The sequence below is a fragment of the Cryobacterium zhongshanensis genome, from assembly GCF_022760445.1.
Classification (GTDB): domain Bacteria; phylum Actinomycetota; class Actinomycetes; order Actinomycetales; family Microbacteriaceae; genus Cryobacterium; species Cryobacterium algoricola.
This window is the reverse complement of sequence record NZ_JALGAR010000001.1, coordinates 92,628-110,261: the sequence shown is the minus strand read 5'-3', so window position 1 is coordinate 110,261 and position 17,634 is coordinate 92,628. Positions and strand designations below refer to the sequence as shown.

The 17,634-nt window shown below is 70.0% G+C and carries 17 protein-coding genes; 9 read left to right on the top strand and 8 right to left on the bottom strand.

The window, feature by feature from the left end; all coding sequences use genetic code 11:
• Nucleotides 1-5: 5 nt before the first annotated feature.
• Entirely contained in the window at nt 6-446 is a 441-nt protein-coding gene (locus MQH31_RS00540; protein ID WP_243010544.1) for a MaoC family dehydratase, read from the bottom strand.
• Nucleotides 443-889 (bottom strand): FAS1-like dehydratase domain-containing protein, encoded by a 447-nt coding sequence (locus tag MQH31_RS00535; RefSeq protein WP_243010543.1) that lies wholly within the window; start codon nt 887-889, stop codon nt 443-445. Before MQH31_RS00535 ends, MQH31_RS00540 begins: the two co-directional genes overlap by 4 nt.
• A 29-nt stretch (nt 890-918) precedes the next feature.
• On the opposite strand from MQH31_RS00535, the gene MQH31_RS00530 reads away from it, so the two are divergent.
• The 3 genes from MQH31_RS00530 to MQH31_RS00520 all read left to right on the top strand — a co-directional run bounded on the left by MQH31_RS00530 (nt 919) and on the right by MQH31_RS00520 (nt 2,954).
• Nucleotides 919-1,380 carry a GNAT family N-acetyltransferase gene (locus tag MQH31_RS00530; protein WP_243010542.1) on the top strand — a complete coding sequence of 154 codons (462 nt, stop codon included), beginning with the start codon at nt 919-921 and terminating at the stop codon, nt 1,378-1,380.
• A gap of 108 nt (nt 1,381-1,488) precedes the next feature.
• Nucleotides 1,489-2,115: a HEAT repeat domain-containing protein gene (locus tag MQH31_RS00525; protein ID WP_134534394.1), complete on the top strand. Its 627-nt coding sequence runs from the start codon at nt 1,489-1,491 to the stop codon at nt 2,113-2,115.
• A gap of 71 nt (nt 2,116-2,186) precedes the next feature.
• Entirely contained in the window at nt 2,187-2,954 is a 768-nt protein-coding gene (locus tag MQH31_RS00520) for an SGNH/GDSL hydrolase family protein (RefSeq protein WP_243010541.1), read from the top strand.
• A gap of 200 nt (nt 2,955-3,154) precedes the next feature.
• Here MQH31_RS00520 and MQH31_RS00515 read toward each other — a convergent pair whose 3' ends face one another.
• Both MQH31_RS00515 and MQH31_RS00510 read right to left on the bottom strand, forming a co-directional pair.
• Complete coding sequence (locus MQH31_RS00515) at nt 3,155-4,096, bottom strand: carbohydrate kinase family protein (protein WP_243010540.1); 942 nt, start codon at nt 4,094-4,096, stop codon at nt 3,155-3,157.
• Entirely contained in the window at nt 4,093-5,163 is a 1,071-nt protein-coding gene (locus MQH31_RS00510; protein ID WP_372488088.1) for a LacI family DNA-binding transcriptional regulator, read from the bottom strand. Before MQH31_RS00510 ends, MQH31_RS00515 begins: the two co-directional genes overlap by 4 nt.
• A gap of 112 nt (nt 5,164-5,275) precedes the next feature.
• On the opposite strand from MQH31_RS00510, the gene MQH31_RS00505 reads away from it, so the two are divergent.
• The 4 genes from MQH31_RS00505 to MQH31_RS00490 all read left to right on the top strand — a co-directional run bounded on the left by MQH31_RS00505 (nt 5,276) and on the right by MQH31_RS00490 (nt 8,652).
• Nucleotides 5,276-6,373 carry a substrate-binding domain-containing protein gene (locus MQH31_RS00505; RefSeq protein WP_134534397.1) on the top strand — a complete coding sequence of 366 codons (1,098 nt, stop codon included), beginning with the start codon at nt 5,276-5,278 and terminating at the stop codon, nt 6,371-6,373.
• 94 nt (nt 6,374-6,467) lie between these two features.
• Nucleotides 6,468-7,514, top strand: a complete 1,047-nt coding sequence (locus MQH31_RS00500; RefSeq protein WP_243010539.1) for an ABC transporter permease — start codon at nt 6,468-6,470, stop codon at nt 7,512-7,514.
• Nucleotides 7,511-8,314: an ATP-binding cassette domain-containing protein gene (locus tag MQH31_RS00495; RefSeq protein WP_134534398.1), complete on the top strand. Its 804-nt coding sequence runs from the start codon at nt 7,511-7,513 to the stop codon at nt 8,312-8,314. The genes MQH31_RS00500 and MQH31_RS00495 overlap by 4 nt, the downstream gene beginning before the upstream one ends.
• Nucleotides 8,311-8,652: a putative quinol monooxygenase gene (locus tag MQH31_RS00490; protein WP_243010538.1), complete on the top strand. Its 342-nt coding sequence runs from the start codon at nt 8,311-8,313 to the stop codon at nt 8,650-8,652. Before MQH31_RS00495 ends, MQH31_RS00490 begins: the two co-directional genes overlap by 4 nt.
• Nucleotides 8,653-8,720: 68 nt before the next feature.
• Here the strand turns inward: MQH31_RS00490 and MQH31_RS00485 are convergent, their stop codons facing one another.
• On the bottom strand, nt 8,721-11,294 hold the full coding sequence (locus MQH31_RS00485; RefSeq protein ID WP_243010537.1) for an ABC transporter permease: 2,574 nt from the start codon (nt 11,292-11,294) through the stop codon (nt 8,721-8,723).
• Nucleotides 11,294-12,121 (bottom strand): ABC transporter ATP-binding protein, encoded by an 828-nt coding sequence (locus MQH31_RS00480; protein ID WP_243010536.1) that lies wholly within the window; start codon nt 12,119-12,121, stop codon nt 11,294-11,296. Before MQH31_RS00480 ends, MQH31_RS00485 begins: the two co-directional genes overlap by 1 nt.
• Before the next feature lie 286 nt (nt 12,122-12,407).
• Here MQH31_RS00480 and MQH31_RS00475 point away from each other — a divergent pair, with 286 nt between their 5' ends.
• Both MQH31_RS00475 and MQH31_RS00470 read left to right on the top strand, forming a co-directional pair.
• Nucleotides 12,408-13,085: a histidine phosphatase family protein gene (locus MQH31_RS00475; protein WP_243010535.1), complete on the top strand. Its 678-nt coding sequence runs from the start codon at nt 12,408-12,410 to the stop codon at nt 13,083-13,085.
• Nucleotides 13,086-13,136: 51 nt separating this feature from the next.
• Entirely contained in the window at nt 13,137-14,528 is a 1,392-nt protein-coding gene (locus MQH31_RS00470) for a protein kinase domain-containing protein (RefSeq protein ID WP_243010534.1), read from the top strand.
• Nucleotides 14,529-14,550: 22 nt separating this feature from the next.
• Here MQH31_RS00470 and MQH31_RS00465 read toward each other — a convergent pair whose 3' ends face one another.
• Nucleotides 14,551-16,281, bottom strand: coding sequence for a sensor histidine kinase (locus MQH31_RS00465; protein ID WP_243010533.1), 1,731 nt, complete (start codon nt 16,279-16,281; stop codon nt 14,551-14,553).
• Nucleotides 16,282-16,406: 125 nt separating this feature from the next.
• A complete protein-coding gene (locus tag MQH31_RS00460; RefSeq protein ID WP_243010532.1) occupies nt 16,407-17,462 on the bottom strand; it encodes an EamA family transporter in 1,056 nt (351 codons plus the stop codon).
• Nucleotides 17,463-17,634: the final 172 nt, after the last annotated feature.

The window sequence follows — 17,634 nt, the reverse complement described above, 5'->3', positions numbered from 1 at the left end:
GGCGCCTAGGCGAGCGAGACGCGTGCCTGCGCCTTGCCGAGGACGGTCTGGTCGTTCGAGGTGACCGTGAGGTCGATGCGCACGATGCCGGCATCCGCTTCGATGCGGCCGACCTTCGCGACCACGGACACGACGGCGCCGAGCGCGGGATCGACGAGCACCGGGCGGGTGAAGCGCACCTGGTAGTCGACGACGCGGACGGGGTCGCCTGCCCAGTCGACGACGGGCTGAACGGCGAGGCCCATCGTGAGCATGCCGTGGGCGAGCACGCCGGGCAGGCCGACCGAGACGGCGACGTCGTCGCGATAGTGGATGGCGTTGAAGTCGCCGGATGCCCCGGCGTACCGCACGAGGGAATCGCGCGTCAGCGGGAACAGCCCGGTGGCGACGATCTGGCCGACGGTGAGCGAATCGAGTGCGGGCGTGGCCGCAGCTGCCTGGGTCATTCGTCTCCCCTGACGACGAGGGTGGATGTCGCGGTGACGACGTGGGCGCCGGTCGCGTCGACGACGCGGGACTCCGCGGTGACCATCGAGTGGCCGCCGAGGCTCTTGACGCTCGCGACGGACAGGGTCGCGGTCAGTTCATCGCCGGCGACGATCGGCCGGCTGAACGTGAAGCGCTGCTCGCCGTGCACCACCCGGCTGAAGTCGATGCCGCCGTCGGGCTCGGCGAGGAGCTGCGCGAGCGTGGCCTCCTGCACGACGACCGCGAAGGTCGGAGGGGCGACGACGTCGGCGTATCCGGCCGCGCGGGCGGCCTCCGGGTCGTGGTTGATCGGGTTGCGCGCGAAGACGGCGCGGGAGAACTCCCGCACCTTCTCCCGACCGACGAGGTAAGGGGCGACGGGCGGGAAGACCCGGCCCTGCAGTTCGGGGTTGACAGACACACGAGGAGTTTACCGGGCAGACTGGATCCGTGGAATTTGTTCGCGTACGTCTGACCGACGCCGAAGTCGTCCCCTTGCTGACCGACCTGCACCGCGAATACGTGCTGCGCTACGGCGGCGGCGACGACGTCCTCGAAGACAGTGCCGCGGACTTCGCGGCGCCGGGCGGCGGGTTCATCGTGCTGCGTGACGGCGACGAAACCATCGCGGGCGGCGGCATCCGTCGGTTCGACGACGACACCTGCGAGGCCAAACGCCTGTGGACGAGCCCCGCCCACCGCAGGCAGGGGCACGCCGTCGCAGTGCTCGGCGAGCTCGAGGCGCTCGGCCGGGAGCTCGGCTACTCCCGCTTGCGCCTCGAGACGGGCTACAGGCAGCCGGAGGCCCTCGCGATGTACCGCAGCCTCGGCTACACCGAGATCGGCAACTACGGCGTCTACGCCCGCGCGACCGGCTTCGAGCGGATGCTGGGCGTCACCCCCGCGCGCTGAAACCACCGTTCCAAGGGCCACAAGTACGCTCTCGCGAAACGGCGACGCGGACGGGACGCGCCCGGGCAGTGGCCCCATCACCTCCCGGGCAGTACCGTGGGGAGTGCTATGCATAACAAATTAGAGCCACACCCCGACCTTCCCATCGACCTTCCGACGGCCGAGCGCATCCACGCGGCCGTCGAACACTACGGCGAGACCGCGGTGGTCGACAGTTCCGTGGCCCTGTTGCGCGCCAAGAACGCCGGCAAGGACTTCCTCCTCTACGCCGGCGGCCGCCACGCCCTGGGCATCCTCGAGGGTGCCCCCGCCCTGTACTGGCCCGAGCTGTGGGGCGCGCGTGCGCTGCTCTACGTCTGGGGCGAGTCTGCCGCGCCGTACATCGTCGTCGGGCTGACCAACCAGGCCTGGCGGGTGCGCGAGATGTGCGCGCGCGTCGTGCAGCTGCGCGACCTGCAGGTCGCCCCGAAGCTCGTGCGCCTCACCACCGACGAGGTGCCGCGGGTGCGCGCCGCCGCCCTGCACGCCCTCGCCGCCCAGGGCACCGAGGAGAACCTTCCCACGATCGTGCAGCGCCTGCGCGACCCCGACAAGGAGGTCCGCCGCGCCGCCCAGCAGGCCCGCGACGTGCTGCAGGAACGCTGGCAGCTGTCCCGCGACCCGAGCCAGGGCGAGGAACAGACCCACGGCACGAAGCACAGCCACGGATCGAAGCACAGCCACCCCGAGCGCTGACCTCCGCCCCGAGCGGGTAACATCGCGCTGGTGACGGATGCGGGGCACGCCCGCAGCAACTGGGGGGTCGGATGTATCAGCGATTCATTGCCATGGGCGACAGCTTCACCGAGGGGGTCGGCGATGAACTCCCCGACGGGCGGCTGCGCGGCTGGGCCGACCTGGTCGCGCTCGGGCTCGCCGCGGCATCCGCTGCCCCGGTCTCGTACGCGAACCTGGCCGTACGCGGCCGGCTCCTCGGCCCGATCGTCGCAGAACAGCTCGAACCCGCGCTCGTCCAGGCGCCCGACCTGCTCTCAATCTGCGGCGGCGGCAACGACATGATGCGCCCACGCGTGGAGATCTCGCGCGTCGTCGGACTGATGGACGAGGTCGTCGAGGCCGGACTCGCGCACGGCGCGCACATGCTCGTGCTGAGCGGCGGCAACCCCTCGAAGCAGCTCCCCCTGGGTGCGCTCATGCAGCGCCGCGGCGACCAGCTCGCCGAGGCCGCCCGCGCGGCCTTCACCCGGCCCGGCGTCACGCTCGTCGACAACTGGGCGGATGCCCGGCTCACCGATACCCGGTACTGGTCGGCGGACAAGCTGCACCTGAACGCGAGCGGGCACACCCTGATCGCGTCCAACGTGCTCACGGCTCTCGGAGTGCCGGTTCCCGCGGAGTGGTCGGCGACGGATGCCGCGGGTGCGCCTGCGGCCCCTCCGGCCCAGCGGATGCGTACCGCGGCCTACTACCGCGGCTACGTGTTGCCGTGGATCGGCCGGCGCCTGACCGGGAAGTCCTCCGGCGACGGCCGCGAACCCAAGATCCCGCTCCTCACGCCCGTCGACCCCGCCTGAGCGGCGCCCGCGGCGCGCACCACGCCTCGCGGCGCGCACCACGCCTCGCGGCGCGCGCTCTACCGGTCGCCCCGAGACGCCGGATGAGCCTCGAGACCGTGAGCCCGCTACGAGACCGCAGGCGCGCCTCGACGACGCGCGACCACACGACCGCAGGCGTGCGGACGTGTGGTCGTGTGGTCGGGCTCAGGGGGCGAGGCTCAGAGGACGGGCGGCACGCGGAGCAGGGCTCCCTCCGACCGGCAGGTCGCCGCGGCGACGAGCATCGCGGTCGCGAGCAGCCGCTGCCAGCCGTCGGCATCCGCCGGCACGCCTTCGGTGAGGAAGCTCCGCACGCTCGAGGCCAGGGTCGCGTCACCGCCGCCCATGGTGTCGACCACGGCACCGGGCAGCGGCGCGATCGGCTCGCTCACGAGCAGGCCGTCATCGGTCTTGATCGAGGCGCCGGCGCGGCCGGCGGTCGCGAGCACATGGTGCGTCCCGCTTGCGACAAGGCGCTCGCGCAGCTCCTCGAGGGTGCTCCCGTAGAGCAGCTCCGCGTCTTCGTCGCCGACCTTGGTCAGCAGGCTGCGAGCCGCGGCGCGCTCGAAATTCTCCACGAAGCGGGCCTTGTCGTGCATCATCCCGGCCCGCGGATTCGGGTCGATCACGAGACGATGCTCGCCGTCGCCGACCGCGGCGAGGAAGTCGTCGGTCTGCGCGGTGTCGTCGAACGGGAAGCAGCTCACGACGACGAGCGGCGCCGCGTCGAGGGCAGCGCGCTCGGCCGGGCCGAAGTCGATTCGGCGCTTCTGCGCGGCCTCGTTGAACGCGTACCGCGGCTCGCCGTCGGTGCGGTCGGAGGTCGCGCGCGAGCTTCCGAACGGTCCGCGCGTCGCGATCAGCTCCACGTCGTACGCGGCGAGGAACTCACGGAGCACGGCGCCGTCGGCGTCGTCGCCGACCATCGCGATCAGGGTCGACGGCACGCCGAGGACGGCGAGGCCGACGGCGACGTTGAGCGCCGCCCCTCCGGGAAACTCCTGCACGGAATCGGGTTCGCGCATCTCGTCGATGAGCGCGTCGCCCACGACGACGACGCGCGGGCCGGTCGCTCCGGCACCTGCAGTCTCGGTTCCTGGCACAGTCTGGTTTTCTGTCATTTCGGTCTCATCTCCCCTGATCCGCGAGTGATCAGCTCGGTTGGTACAACATAGGTTCTCCCGGCGGAGCGGTCTCCGTCGAGTCTGGCAAAAATCCGTTCGGCGGCGAGCCGCCCGATCTCGCTCGGGTTCTGCGCGACGACCGTGATGCCCGGCTCGAGCAGGTCGGCGAGGGGCACGTCATCGAAGCCGACGAGCGCAATCGTGCGGTGCAGGCCCAGCTCGCGCAGGCCACGCACCGCGCCGATCGTGATCAGGTTCTGGCTGCTGAACACGGCGGTCGGCGGATGCTCCGACTCCAGGAGCGCGATCAGCGCACGGTTCGCGGCATCCTCGTCGTGCAGCCCGGTGATGACCGGGATGTCCGCGGTCGCGACGCCGGCCCGCCCGAGCTCCTCGAGGAAACCGCGGCGTCGCTCCTGCGCCGTCTGGATATCGGTCCGGTCGCCGAGGAAGGCGATCCGCCGGTGCCCGAACGAGAGCAGATGCCGCGTCGCAGCGGCCGCACCCGCGGCGTTGTCGCTTACGACGACATCCGCTTCGACGCCGGCGGGCTCGCGGTCGACGAAGACGAGCGGTGTCCCGCGCCGCAGCTCGGGCAACAGGTACCCCTGGCTCTTCGACACGGTCGTGAGGATGAGGCCGTCGACCCGACGGCGCAGGAAGGCGGAGACGGCGACTTCTTCACGGTCGGGGTCGTCGTCGAGGCTCGACGCGAAGACCGCGACGCCGCGGGTGCTCGCGAGGTCCTCGATGGCTCGGTGCATCGCGCCGGAGAACGGGTTGCCGACGCTACCGACGAGCAGTCCCAGGGTGCTGCTGCGTCCGTCGGCCCTGCGCAGGTTGCGGGCGTGCAGGTCGGGATGGAAGTCCAGGCTGTCGGCGGCAGCACGCACGCGGGCCGTGGTGACGGCAGAGACGTTCGGCTCACCGTTGATCACCCGGGAGACGGTCTTGATACCCACCCCGGCGAGCGCGGCGACGTTCTTCATCGTCGGCCGGGCGCGCGGATCGGCGACGGCAACAGGGGCAGGCGCCCCGCCTTCCGGTTCTGACATCGATGTCACAGTTTGGTCTCCGCCTCACGATTGCACTTGACCTTATTACATTCAGCACTGAGGATGATCACTGACATCGTTGTCAGGGAGCACCCTCCCCCCACCAAGAGGAGATTCAAAGATGAATCGCACGACCACTCCGTCCACCATGAAGCGGATGATTGCCGCCGCTTCGGTTGCCACACTCGCCACGATCGGCTTCGCCGGTTGTTCCTCGACCGCCTCGAGCAGCTCCACCACGGGAGCCGCGTCCGGCCCGATCGGCGTTTCCCTCATCGTGAAGACCACCACCAACCCCTTCTTCGTCGCGATGGAAGACGGCGCCAAGAAGGCCGCAGACGCAGCCGGCGTCACTCTCACCCTGGCGGCCGGCAAGGCCGACGGCGACGAGGCGAGCCAGATCACCGCCGTCGAGAACGCCATCTCCAAGGGCGACAAGGGCATCCTGATCACTCCGACCGGCCCCAGCGTCGAAGACGCCCTCGTCAAGGCCCGCGCGGCCGGCCTCTTCGTGATCGCACTGGACACACCGCCGACGAACAAGGATTCCGTCGACATCACCTTCGCGACCGACAACTACCTCGCCGGTCAGGACATCGGCAAGTGGACCGCCGCGAAGCTCGCCGGCCAGAAGGCGACCATCGCGATGCTCGACCTCTTCGGCGACAAGATCGTCTCCGTCGACGTCAACCGTGACCAGGGCTTCCTGGACGGGATGGGTATCAACACGGCCGACAAGGCCAAGAACGGTGACGAGGCCAAGACCGGTACCTACAGCGGCGGCGACTACGAGATCGTCGGCAACGAGCCCACGAACGGCGCCGAAGACGGCGGACGCACGGCGGCCGAGACGCTGCTGAGCAAGAACCCGAACATCAACGTCGTCTACACGATCAACGAACCCGCCGCATACGGCGCGTACCAGGCGTTCAAGGCTGCAGGCAAGACCGACATGATCGTCGTCTCGATCGACGGCGGCTGCGCCGGCGTCAAGCAGGTCAAGGACGGCATCATCGGTGCGACCGCCCAGCAGTACCCGGTGAAGATGGCCGAGCTCGGCGTGCAGGCGATCGTCGACCTCATCAACAAGGGGGCGAAGCCGACCACGAGCCCGGGCCTCGACTTCTACAACACGGGCGTCGCACTGGTGACGGACGCACCCCAGACCGGGGTCGAGTCCATCGACACGACCAAGGCATCCGGCATCTGCTGGGGCTAGTCAGAACCACTACCGCTCCCGTGGGGCGCCGAGAATCGATTCCGGCGCCCCACGGGGCCTTACCGCAGGCGTCTAGGAAACCGGAGCCCCCATCGTGACCCAGCCCACACCAACCGCGAACCCGGCAACGGGCCAGCATGACCTGGCCGAGGAATTCCTCGACCGCACCACCCCCCTCAGCCGGCTGCGGGGCCTCATGCACCGCTACCCGGCGATCAGCCCGGCCGTCGTGCTCGTCATCGCGATCATCGTGTTCGGGATGCTCAACGAACGGTTTCTGAACCCGGCGAACCTCTCCCTGATCACCCAGCAGGTCGCCGTCGTCGGCACCCTCGCGATCGCCCAGACGCTGATCATCCTCACCGCGGGCATCGACCTCTCGGTCGGCGCCGTGATGGTGCTCAGTTCGATGGTGATCGCCCAGTTCACGGTCCAGAACGGCCTCCCGCCCATCCTCGGCCTGATCGCCGGACTCGTCGTCGCGCTCGCGGCCGGCGCCCTGAACGGCTTCCTCGTGACCCGGCTGCGGCTTCCCCCGTTCATCGTCACCCTCGGCACCCTCAACGTGTTCGTCGCCCTCACCCTGCTGTACTCCAACGGTGCGACGGTCCGCGGCGGCGACATGCCCGACCTCCTGACCTGGACGGGGACCACGTTCTCCGTCGGCGGGGTCAACTTCACGATGGGCGTGCTGCTGATGCTCGTCCTCTACGTCGTGATCGCCTTCATCCTCTCCCAGACCGCGTGGGGCAGGCACGTCTACGCGGTCGGCGACGACAAGGAAGCCGCCCGCCTGGCCGGCATCAGCGTCAGCCGGGTGCTGATGAGCGTCTACCTCGCCGCCGGGGCCATCCTCGCGATCGGCGCGTGGATCCAGATCGGCCGCAGCAACGCGGCCTCGCCCAACGCGGGCACCGACCTCAACCTCGACTCGATCACCGCCGTCGTCATCGGCGGCACGAGCCTCTTCGGCGGCCGCGGCACCATCTGGGGCACCCTCCTCGGCGCCCTCATCGTCGGCGTCTTCCGCAACGGGCTCTCCCTCGCCGGCCTCGACGTGCTCTGGCAGACCTTCGCGGTCGGCGTGCTCATCGTCCTCGCCGTCTCCGTCGACCAGTGGATCCGAAAGGTACGCAAATGACCCTCATCGATGGCAGCACGGCCGCCGGCGCTCCGGCACCGGTTCGCGAGCCGATTCTCACGGCGAAGAAGCTCGTCAAGACCTACGGCCGCGTCGTCGGACTCGACGGGGTCAGCCTCGAGCTCTACCCGGGCGAGGTCCTCGCGATCATCGGCGACAACGGCGCGGGCAAGTCCACCCTAATCAAGTGCCTGACCGGCGCCGAAGTCGCCGACGAGGGCGAGATCACCCTCGACGGGAAGCCCGTGCAGTTCAAGCGGCCGCAGGACGCGCACGCAGCAGGCATCGAGACGGTCTATCAGACCCTCGCCGTCTCCCCCGCCCTCGATGTGGCCTCGAACCTGTTCCTCGGCCGCGAACTGCGGCGCGCGGGCCTGCTCGGCTCGGTGTTCCGCATGGTCGACAAGAAAGGCATGCGCAAGCGGGCGAAGCAAGAGCTGAGCGACCTCGGCATCAGCACCCTGCAGGACGTCACCGTCGCGGTCGAGAACCTCTCCGGCGGTCAGCGCCAGGCCGTCGCCGTCGCGCGCGCCGCGGCATTCGGCTCAAAGGTCGTCGTCCTCGACGAGCCGACCGCCGCCCTCGGGGTCCGCGAGTCGAACCAGGTGCTCCAGCTGGTCAAGAACCTCCGCGACCGGGGCATCCCGGTCATCCTGATCAGCCACAACATGCCGCATGTGTTCGAGGTCGCCGACCGCATCCACATCCAGCGCCTCGGCAAGTGCGCCGCGACGATCACGCCGCAGTCGCATTCCATGACGGATGCCGTCGCGATCATGACCGGAGCCAGGAAGGCATGACCATCACACCACCAACGAATCCCGACGAGCCCGTCGCCCTCTACGCCGAATTCACGGCCCTTCCCGGCCGCGGGGACGAGGTCGCGACGATGATCGCCGGGCTGACCGTCGACGTTCGGCGGGAACCGGGCAACGTGACCTTCGATCCGCACCGCCGCGTGTCGAACCCGCTCGAGTTCTTCGTCTACGAGGTGTACCGCGACGCCGACGCCTTCCAGGCGCACATCACGGCGCCATACGGGGCCGTCTTCAACGCCGCCCTCGGCGACCTGATCGAGGGCGAGGGCTCCGTGCTGACCTGGCTCACCCCCGTCCCGGTGGAGTCGGTCTCGCGCTGAGTCGGTGCAGCGGATGCCGCGGGCCGGCCTCCTGGGCCGCCCCCGGCATCCGCTCCCCGCCGCCGGCGTCAGTCGCTCGCGACAGCCTGCAGAACGGGCAGCCGTGCGGCGCGCACGGCCGGCCAGAGTGCGGCGAGCACGCCGACGCCGGCGGCCAGCACGAGCATCCCGACGAGCTGGGCCCACGGGATGGCGAGCTCGGTCAGCCCGATCCCGGTGAACACGGTCGGCATCGCGGATGCCACCCCCACGCCGACGACCATGCCCACGACGGTGCCGAACAGCGCGGTGAGCACCGATTCGATCGTGATGATCGTCGCGAGCTGCAGCCGGCCGAGGCCAACGGCACGCATCAGGCCGATCTCCCGGGTGCGCTCGATCACCGACAGGGCGAGGGTGTTCACGATCCCGAGAACCGCGATCACGATCGACAGGGCCAGCAGCGCATAGAGGACCACGAGCATCTGGTCGACCTGGCCGGCCAGTTGCGCGGCGAAGTCCGCGGCATCGAGCACCGAGAGCACGACGTACGGCTTGACGACCGAAACGAGGTCTGCGCGCACCGCCGCCGCACTGGCGCCGGGGGCACTCTCGATCAGCAGCGTGTCGATCATGGCCGTAGCGGGTGGCACGATCTCGGAGAACCGGGCCTCGGACATGATGATCGGGGTGCCGATGATGCGCGTGTCCACGATCGCTCCGATGGTGGTCGTCTCGGTGACCGTGCCGCTTCCCTGCGCAACCGTGAAGGTCAACGGATCGCCCAGGGCCCAGCCGTGTTCCGCCGCGGCGGTCTTCTGGACCGCGACCTCGCCGGAGGCGAGGGTGCCGAGCGAACCGCTGACGACGTGAATGGTCAGCGTGCGCTCGAATGCTTCCGGAGGCATTCCGACCACGTACATCGAGTCGTCGGCCGCACCCGGATGCGCGACGAGGGCCGGCCCGAGGCTGAGCACGTCGACGGATGCGACGGAGCCGAGGTCGCGGATCGGCGCGACCACGCCGGCCGGCACGGCACCCGCGGCCGACTGCACGGAGAAGTCGGCGTTCCAGCCGTCCCGGACGATCGTCTGGGTGGATGCGGTCGCCGAGGCCGCGAGCACGGACACCCCGCCGACGAGCGCCATCCCGATCATGAGTGCACCGGCCGTGTTCGCTGTCCGGCGGGGGTTGCGCGTGACGTTGCCCCTCGCCAGCCGGCCCATCGGCCGGAAGGCGACGACGAAGACCCAGCTGAGCACGCCGAGGCTGTACCGGGCGATCACCGGGGCGAGGACGAGCATGCCCAGGATGAGGCCGACGGCACCGAACGCGAGCAGTTGCGCGCCGTCCGCCGCCCGGAGCAGGGCGATGCCGAGGCACCCTGCGCCGAGGGTGACGAGCGCCGATCCGGCGATGGTGCGGAACCTCAGCGATCGTTCGTTGCTGCCGACGTCGTCGCGCATGGCCTCGACCGGCGCGATCAGGGCGGCACGACGAGCGGGCAGAGCAGCCGCGACAACGCTCACGAGCGTGCCGACCAGCAGGGCCGTGATGATGGTGGGTTCCGTGAGCGGGATCGCCCCGGACAGGCTCATCCCGGCCTGCTCGAAACCGATCCGGAGCAGGGACACCAACCCGACCCCCGCCGCGATCCCGAGCACCGATCCTGCCAGCCCGACCACGGCGGCCTGCACCAGGATCGAGGCGAACACCTGGAGCGGGGAGGCGCCGATGGCGCGGAGCAGCGCGAACTCGCGCATCCGCTGCCGCACGGACATCGAGAAGGTGTTGGCGATGATGAAGGCGCAGACGAAGAGGGAGATCGCCGCGAAGATGAGCATGAAGGTCTCGACGAAGCCGAGGGTCGTCTCGATGCCGGCGCGCTGCTCCGCGCGCATGCTGTCTCCGGTGGCCGCCTCGCTCGGGGCGGTGGCGTTCGTCGCGCTTGCGGCGAGCGCCGGGGTCAGCCGGTCGACGAGAGTCGATTCGTCCACCCCCGGCTCGGCGTAGACCTTGATCGACTCCACCTGTCCATCGGGGGCGAAGGCCGCGGCCGCGGTCGGGACGTCGAGGAACACGATCGTGGCTCCCGCCATCGGAACCCCCATCGACACGTCCCCGACGACACGCACCGTGCGCAGCCCGCCGGCCAGGACCACGGTGGTGCTGTCACCGACCGAAAGCCCCGAGGAAGCCAGCGTCACCGACTCGAGCGCGATCTCGTTCGGCCCTGCGGGAGCACGACCCGCCGTGACCGACGCGACCTCCTCGGTGGGCTCGAAGCCCGTCGCGAAACTCGGCGCCTGGGTGCTGCTGACCGCCGTGCCGTCCGCACCGACGAGCACGATCGGTCCGCTGTAGACGGGGAAGGCGTGCGCGACTCCGTCGACGCGGGCGAGATCGACCGCGAGGGACGCCGGGATCTGGTTGCGGACGGTGCTCGCGGTGGAACCCTCGTCGGACGCCGGCGTCGTAGCCCGGCCGTGCACGTAGGCGTCTGCCTGCATGGAGCTGTCGACGATGCCCGAGAACGTCGACGACATCATGGTGCGCAGCGAAAAGCTGCCGGTGACGAAGGCGACGCCGAGAGTCACCGCGAGCACGGACAGCACGAACCGCACGAGGTGCGCGCGGATGCCGCGGAGTGCGACCCGGCGCATCAGCGGCCGGCCGGACTGCCCGCGGCGATCGTCGCAGGCAGGATCGTCGCGGGGCCACCCGAGCGGAGGCCCGGCCCGGCCGGCCCATCGCCGGAAGCCGAGCCGAGAGACCCCAGCGCCTCGAGCACGGAGGCCTGCGTCGGCGCCTCGAGCTCGCCGACCAGCCGGCCGTCGGCCAGGAAGAGCACGCGGTGCGCGTACGCCGCCGCGCGCGGGTCGTGGGTCACCATCACGACGGTCTGGCCGAGTTCGTCGACCGAGCGGCGCAGGAAGGCGAGCAGCTCGGTCGCCGCGCGGGAATCGAGGTTACCGGTCGGCTCATCCGCGAAAATCACCGCGGGCTTGGCGACGAGGGCCCGCGCACACGCGACACGCTGTTGCTGGCCGCCGGAGAGCTCGCTCGGCCGGTGGCCGAGGCGTGCGTCGAGGCCGAGAGCCGCGACGACGGCGTCGAAGTGGGCGCGGTCGACGGGGGTGCGGGCGATGTCGAGGGGCAGGGTGATGTTCTCTGCTGCCGTCAGGGTCGGAACGAGGTTGAAGGCCTGGAAGATGAAGCCGAGCCGGGTGCGGCGCAGCCGGGTCAGCTGGCGTTGGTTCATCCGTCCCACGTCGGCGCCGTCGATCACGACGCTGCCGGACGTGACGGTATCGAGTCCGGCCATGCAGTGCATCAGCGTCGACTTACCCGAACCCGACGGCCCCATGATCGCGGTGAGCTCACCGCGTGCGAAGTCCACGTCGATCCCGGCGAGGGCCTCGACGGCCGTCTCGCCGGTCCCGTAGCGTTTGACGAGGCCGCGAGCGAAGGCGATCGGCGGAGTCTTCACCCCGTCCTCACCCCTGTCCCCGTCTCCGTGCGACTCGCGTCCTAATTCACCGATTCGTTCCCCGTGGCCCCTGTTGGTCGTCATGCCGTCCCCGCTCGTTCGTCTCTCGCGCCTGTCGCGGCTTCCAGACTCCTCCGATCCCCCCGGCCCGGCATCAGGGATGACCCTGAAATTTCCCTGATTGAAAGCACTATTTCCCGGAGGATTGCGGGTAATTTCCGCGGCGGGCGATCTTTGGGCATCCTAGAAGCGGATGCCCGACGATCGGGCGTCCCGAAAGGTAGCCATGCGCCTCATCCTGATCCGGCACGGCCAGACGGTCTCCAATGTCGGGGGTCTCCTCGATACCGCGCATCCCGGCGCCGATCTCACCCCGCTCGGGCGGGAACAGGCCGGGAGCCTCGTCGCCACCCTCGAACCCGTCGCCATCGACGCGCTCTACGTCTCGACGCTCGTCCGCACCCAGCAGACGGCGGCACCGCTCGCGGCGGCCCGCGGCCTCGAGGTGCGAATCCGTGCGGATATCCGTGAGGTCGGCGCGGGTGCCCTCGAGGGGCGCCACGACCGGGTCGCCGTCGACGCGTACTGCACGACCTTCCTGGCGTGGGCGAACGGAGAGCTCGACATCGTGATGCCCGGCGGCGAGTCCGGCCGCGACACCTTCGCCCGGTTCGACCGGGTCGTCGCGGAGGCGGCCGAACTCGGGCTCGAGACCGTGGCGTTCGTCAGCCACGGCGCGATCCTGCGCGCCTGGACCGGGTACTCGTGCAGCAACCTGCAGGCCGGCTACGTGACGGACAATCAGCTCAGTAATACCGGCACGATCGTCGTGACCGGATCACCCGTCGAGGGCTGGACGGCCGAGAGTTGGATCGGCAGCATGCTCCCCGTGGGGTTCGAAGACACCGCGAACTCGTCCGGCCCGACCGGACTGCCCGGACTGCTGGCGGACCGGGGGTTCTGACCCACTGATCCGAGCCCGGTCTTCCCCTATACTCGGGTCACAAGGAGCCCGATGACCGCGAAACCCACTGGCCTGCTCGGCCATCGATACGAGCTCAAAGAGCTGATCGGCAGCGGCGGCATGGCGTCCGTCTACCGGGCCACCGACGACCGGCTCGGCCGCGATGTCGCCATCAAGGTGTTCACGACCGTCGCGATCGAGCAGGACGACATCCAGCGCCAGCAGGCCGAGATCAACGTGCTCGCGAGCCTGAGCCACCACAGCCTCGTCACCCTCTTCGACGTGGGCGTGCACAAAGCGGCCTCTGACCGACGCCAGATCTTCCTCGTGATGGAGCTCGTCGACGGTATCGACCTCCGGGACCGGCTCCTCGAGGGCGTTCTGTCGGTGCGGAACATCGCCCAGGTCGGCTACGACCTCGCCGAGGGACTCGAGTACATCCACGGGCGCGGCATCGTGCACCGCGACATCAAGCCGGCGAACATCCTCCTCGCGCAGTACAGCAGCCGGTTCAGGGCCCGCGCCAAGCTCACGGACTTCGGCATCGCCCTCTCACCGGCGAGCACGCGCCTCACGAGCGAGGGCATGACGACAGGGACGGCGGCCTACCTCTCCCCGGAGCAGGCCCGCGGCGAGGAGGTCGGCCCGGCGAGCGACATCTACTCGCTCGGGCTCGTGCTGCTGGAGTGCTTCACCAGGGAAGTCGCGTTCGACGGTCAACCGGTGCAGGCTGCGCTCGCGCGACTGTTGCGCGACCCGGTGATCCCGGCATCCGTCTCACCGGCCTGGCGGGACCTGCTGTCGACGATGCTCGCCCGGGATCCCGCCGACCGCCCGGACATCGGCGAGGTGGTGCTCGCGCTCCGCCAGGCCGTGATCACGGAGACGGGTAGGCACCGCGGCGACGAGCAGGTCCCCCTCTCGACCGACGAAGCCGAGCGGATGGCGGCGGTCGCCCGGCTGGACATCCTCGACACCCCGCCGGACGGCACCTTCGACCGGATCACCGCCCTCGCCGCCAGGATCTTCGACGTGCCGATCGCGATTGTGAGCATCGTCGACCACGACCGGATCTGGTTCAAGTCCCACACCGGGCTCGACCTCGAGCAGATCGCGCGCGACCCGGGCCTGTGCTCGTCCGCGATCATGCAGGACGGCCCCTGGGTGATCGAGGATGCGCGAACGGACGCGCGGGCGCTGACGAACCCCCTTGTCGCCGGCGGTTTCGGCCTTCAGTTCTATGCGGGAGTGCCGCTGCGCACGAAGGACGGGTTCAACCTGGGCACGCTGTGCGTGCTCGACTTCGAGCCACGGGCGGTCACCGACGCAGAGCTCGCGACCCTCGAGGACCTCGCAGCCCTGGTGATGAACGAGCTCGAGCTGCGCCTCGAACACCGCAGGCAGCAGGGGCGGCCGGGCGCGGCATCCACTTCGGCCGACTGACCGCTTCGGCGGGTCGATCGCTTCAGGAGGCCAGGGTCTGCGCCGGAACCGCAGGGACCGCGGGGACCGTCGGGACCGACCGCGTCACCGGGGAGCCGACGCGGAGCGGCAGGCGGATCTCGATCGTGGATCCCTCGCCGAGTTCGCTCTGCACGGAGATCGAGCCGTGGTGCGCCTCGACGATGGTCTTCGCCGTCGACAGTCCCAGCCCGCTCCCGGCGATCACGTTGAGCCGGGAGGACGCACCGCGGAAGAACCGGTCGAAGATCTGCGCCTGCTCCGGTTCGCTCATCCCGATGCCGGTGTCGCCGACGCGGATGACGACGTCGTCGCCGTCGACCTCGATCGTGAGGTCGATCTCGCCTTCCGGCCGGTTGAACTTGAGGGCGTTCGAGAGCACCTTGTCGAGCACATTGCCGATCTGGTCGGCGTCCACTTCCGCCCGGACCGGTACCAGGGTGGGCGGCACGATGTGCACGCCCGCCTCACCGGCCGCGACCCGGATCGTGTTGATCGAGTTCTCTGCGAGCTCGGCCACATCGAAGAGCCGGCGTTCGAGGTGCGCCTGCCCGCGGGTCGTCACGAGGAGGTCGTTGATCAGGGCCAGGAGACGCTGACTGTTGCGCTGCACGATCCCGAATTCCGCGGCAATGCCGGAATCGGCGAGGTCAACGCTGTCCTCGATCAGGTCGAGGTAGCCGATCATCGAGGTGAGCGGGGTGCGGAGTTCGTGGGTGATGGTCGTCAGGAACTCGTCCCGCGCGTAGATCGCCTCTGCAAGCGGGGTCACGTCGTGGGCGGCGACGACGGTTCCGATCAGCTCGCCGGACGCGCGGCGGACGAACTGGGTCGAGACGACGACGGCCCGCTGGTCCGCCTCCACGCCGATCCAGAAGAGCCGGCGGGTGACGATCTCACCACGGGCAGCGAGGGCGACAACGCGCTGGTCCTCGGGAATCGGCGTGACCCGGTCTTCTCCGAAGACGTGTTCCCAGCGCTGCACGGATGTCGAGGCCGGTGAACCTCCCGCCACCGCAAGCTGGCGGGCGGTGTCGTTGGTGAGCAGGATCTCGCCGGCCGGATTGTAGAAGGTGATGCCGGCATCCACCGTGTCGACGACGGCGAGGGCGGCGGACGCCGTGTCGAGCCCCTCGGCGATGGATACCCGCAGGTCCTCGTATGCGGCGACGAGATCGGCCCGTTCCCTGCGCTGCTGCCGGGCGGCCACGAAGACGGCGATCGCGACGATGGCGATCGTGGCGGGCAGGATCGTCGTGCCCGCCCACTGGGCCGAGGTGGCCGGCCAGTCGCCGCTCAGGGCGTATGGGAAGACTGCGGCGAAGAAATCGCCCATGATGGCGAGCAGCAGGGCGACGATCCCGAATGAATACGCGAGCCACAGCACGGGGATCAGGACGAGTACGTTCACGCCGGGCTGCTCGTTGACGACGGCCACGCGGATCTGGGCGACGATCACGATGTCTACGACGGCGACGAGGAGGATCCAGCCGTCCGGAAGGCTCGCCCAGGGCACGCAGAGGGCTGCGGCTGACACCACGATCAGGGCGAGGCCGAGAAGGAGCTCGGTCCGGATTCCGGCGGAATCCGCCGCCGACCCGACGATCAACGCGACGATGGCGAAGCTGCCGAGCAGCGACAACTGCACGGGGACCAGCAGGGTCCCCGAGGTGTTGGCGATGACGCGTGCCCGCAGGCGAGCCCAGGTCGACGCCGGCGGCACTCCGGAATTCATCGCGCCGTCCCCTCCGAGTCCCGGACACCGCCAGAAAACCGCCGATGATCTCGCCTCAATCTACCGCGCAGCAGACCCTCGCTATGCGCTTTTTGTGCACAATCTGGCCCTGCAGTGCTGCGCGTCTAAGACAGGGTGCCGGTCGGTGCGCCCGCGGCACGGCGGTTCATCGTGAGGATTCCGAGTCCGGCCACGAGCAGGGCGACGCCGACGACGGTGGCAGGAGTGAAGTCCTCGTGCAGCACGAACACGCCGAGGGCCGTCGCGGTCACGGGTTCGACCAGCGTGAGCGTCGATACCTGGGATGCCGACAGGCCCCGCAATCCGCGGGCGAAGAGGGTGTAGGCGAGAGCGGTCGCCACGATTGCGAGCCACGCCGCCGTCGCCAGCCCCGCGGGTTGGGCGAGCCAGGCCGGGTTGCTCGCGAGCAGGACGGGCAGCATCAGAACGGCCGCGGCACCGAACGTCGCTCCCATCGCGGCCGCGGGCGCCCAGCCCCGATCGAGGAGCAGCTTCGTGCTCAGTGTGTACACGGCGTAGGACCCGGCCGCACCGAGTGAGCCCGCGATCCCGAGAACCGTCACGGGCCCGCCTCCCCCGCTGAACAGCCCGGACAGCGCCGCCACCCCGGTCGCCGCGACGAACGTCGCACACGCCCAGCGGATGCCCGGGGGTCGGCGGTACCAGCCCCACTCAAGCAGTCCCGTGAGCACCGGGGCCGAGCCGAGGGCGACGAGCGTGCCGACCGCGACCCCGTTCTGCGCGGTCCCGGTGAAGAAAGCCGGCTGGTACGCGGCAACGCCGGCCGCCCCGAGGATCACGAGCGCCACGCTCGAGCCGCGTGGCCGGCTTCGGACCCGGCCCGACCCGCGGACGCTGTCGCGGTCGAGATCCCCGTCGCCGTCGCCGTCGCGTTCGGAGTCTCGCTCGCCGTCTCGACCGCCGGCGCCGTCGGGTTCGCCGTCTCGGCCTGCCGCGGCCGACCGCCTCCGGCGTTCAGCGAGCGCCACCGCGAACGCGAGGATAGCCAGGAGCGCGCCCCCGAAGACGATCCGCGCCGCGCCGAGCGATGTCGCACTCGCCTCGGCGCCGCCGAGCGCACCGAGGGCCTGCGCGGTACCCGTCGTCCCGAAGCACACGGCCGCGAGCACGATCAGCCACCTCGAAGCCCGCACGGTCATACGTCATTGTTCCATGCCGAAACCGCCGCCCACGGGGTGCGCCCGGGTCGGGCGAGAACGGTTATGTCGGAGAAAAACGCGGCTCGCGGCATCCGCCGCCCCGGATCACGGCGTGTCGCGAAAAACTCCGACATTGCGACGATCGACCCAGCGCGCGGACGCCCGAGCGCCC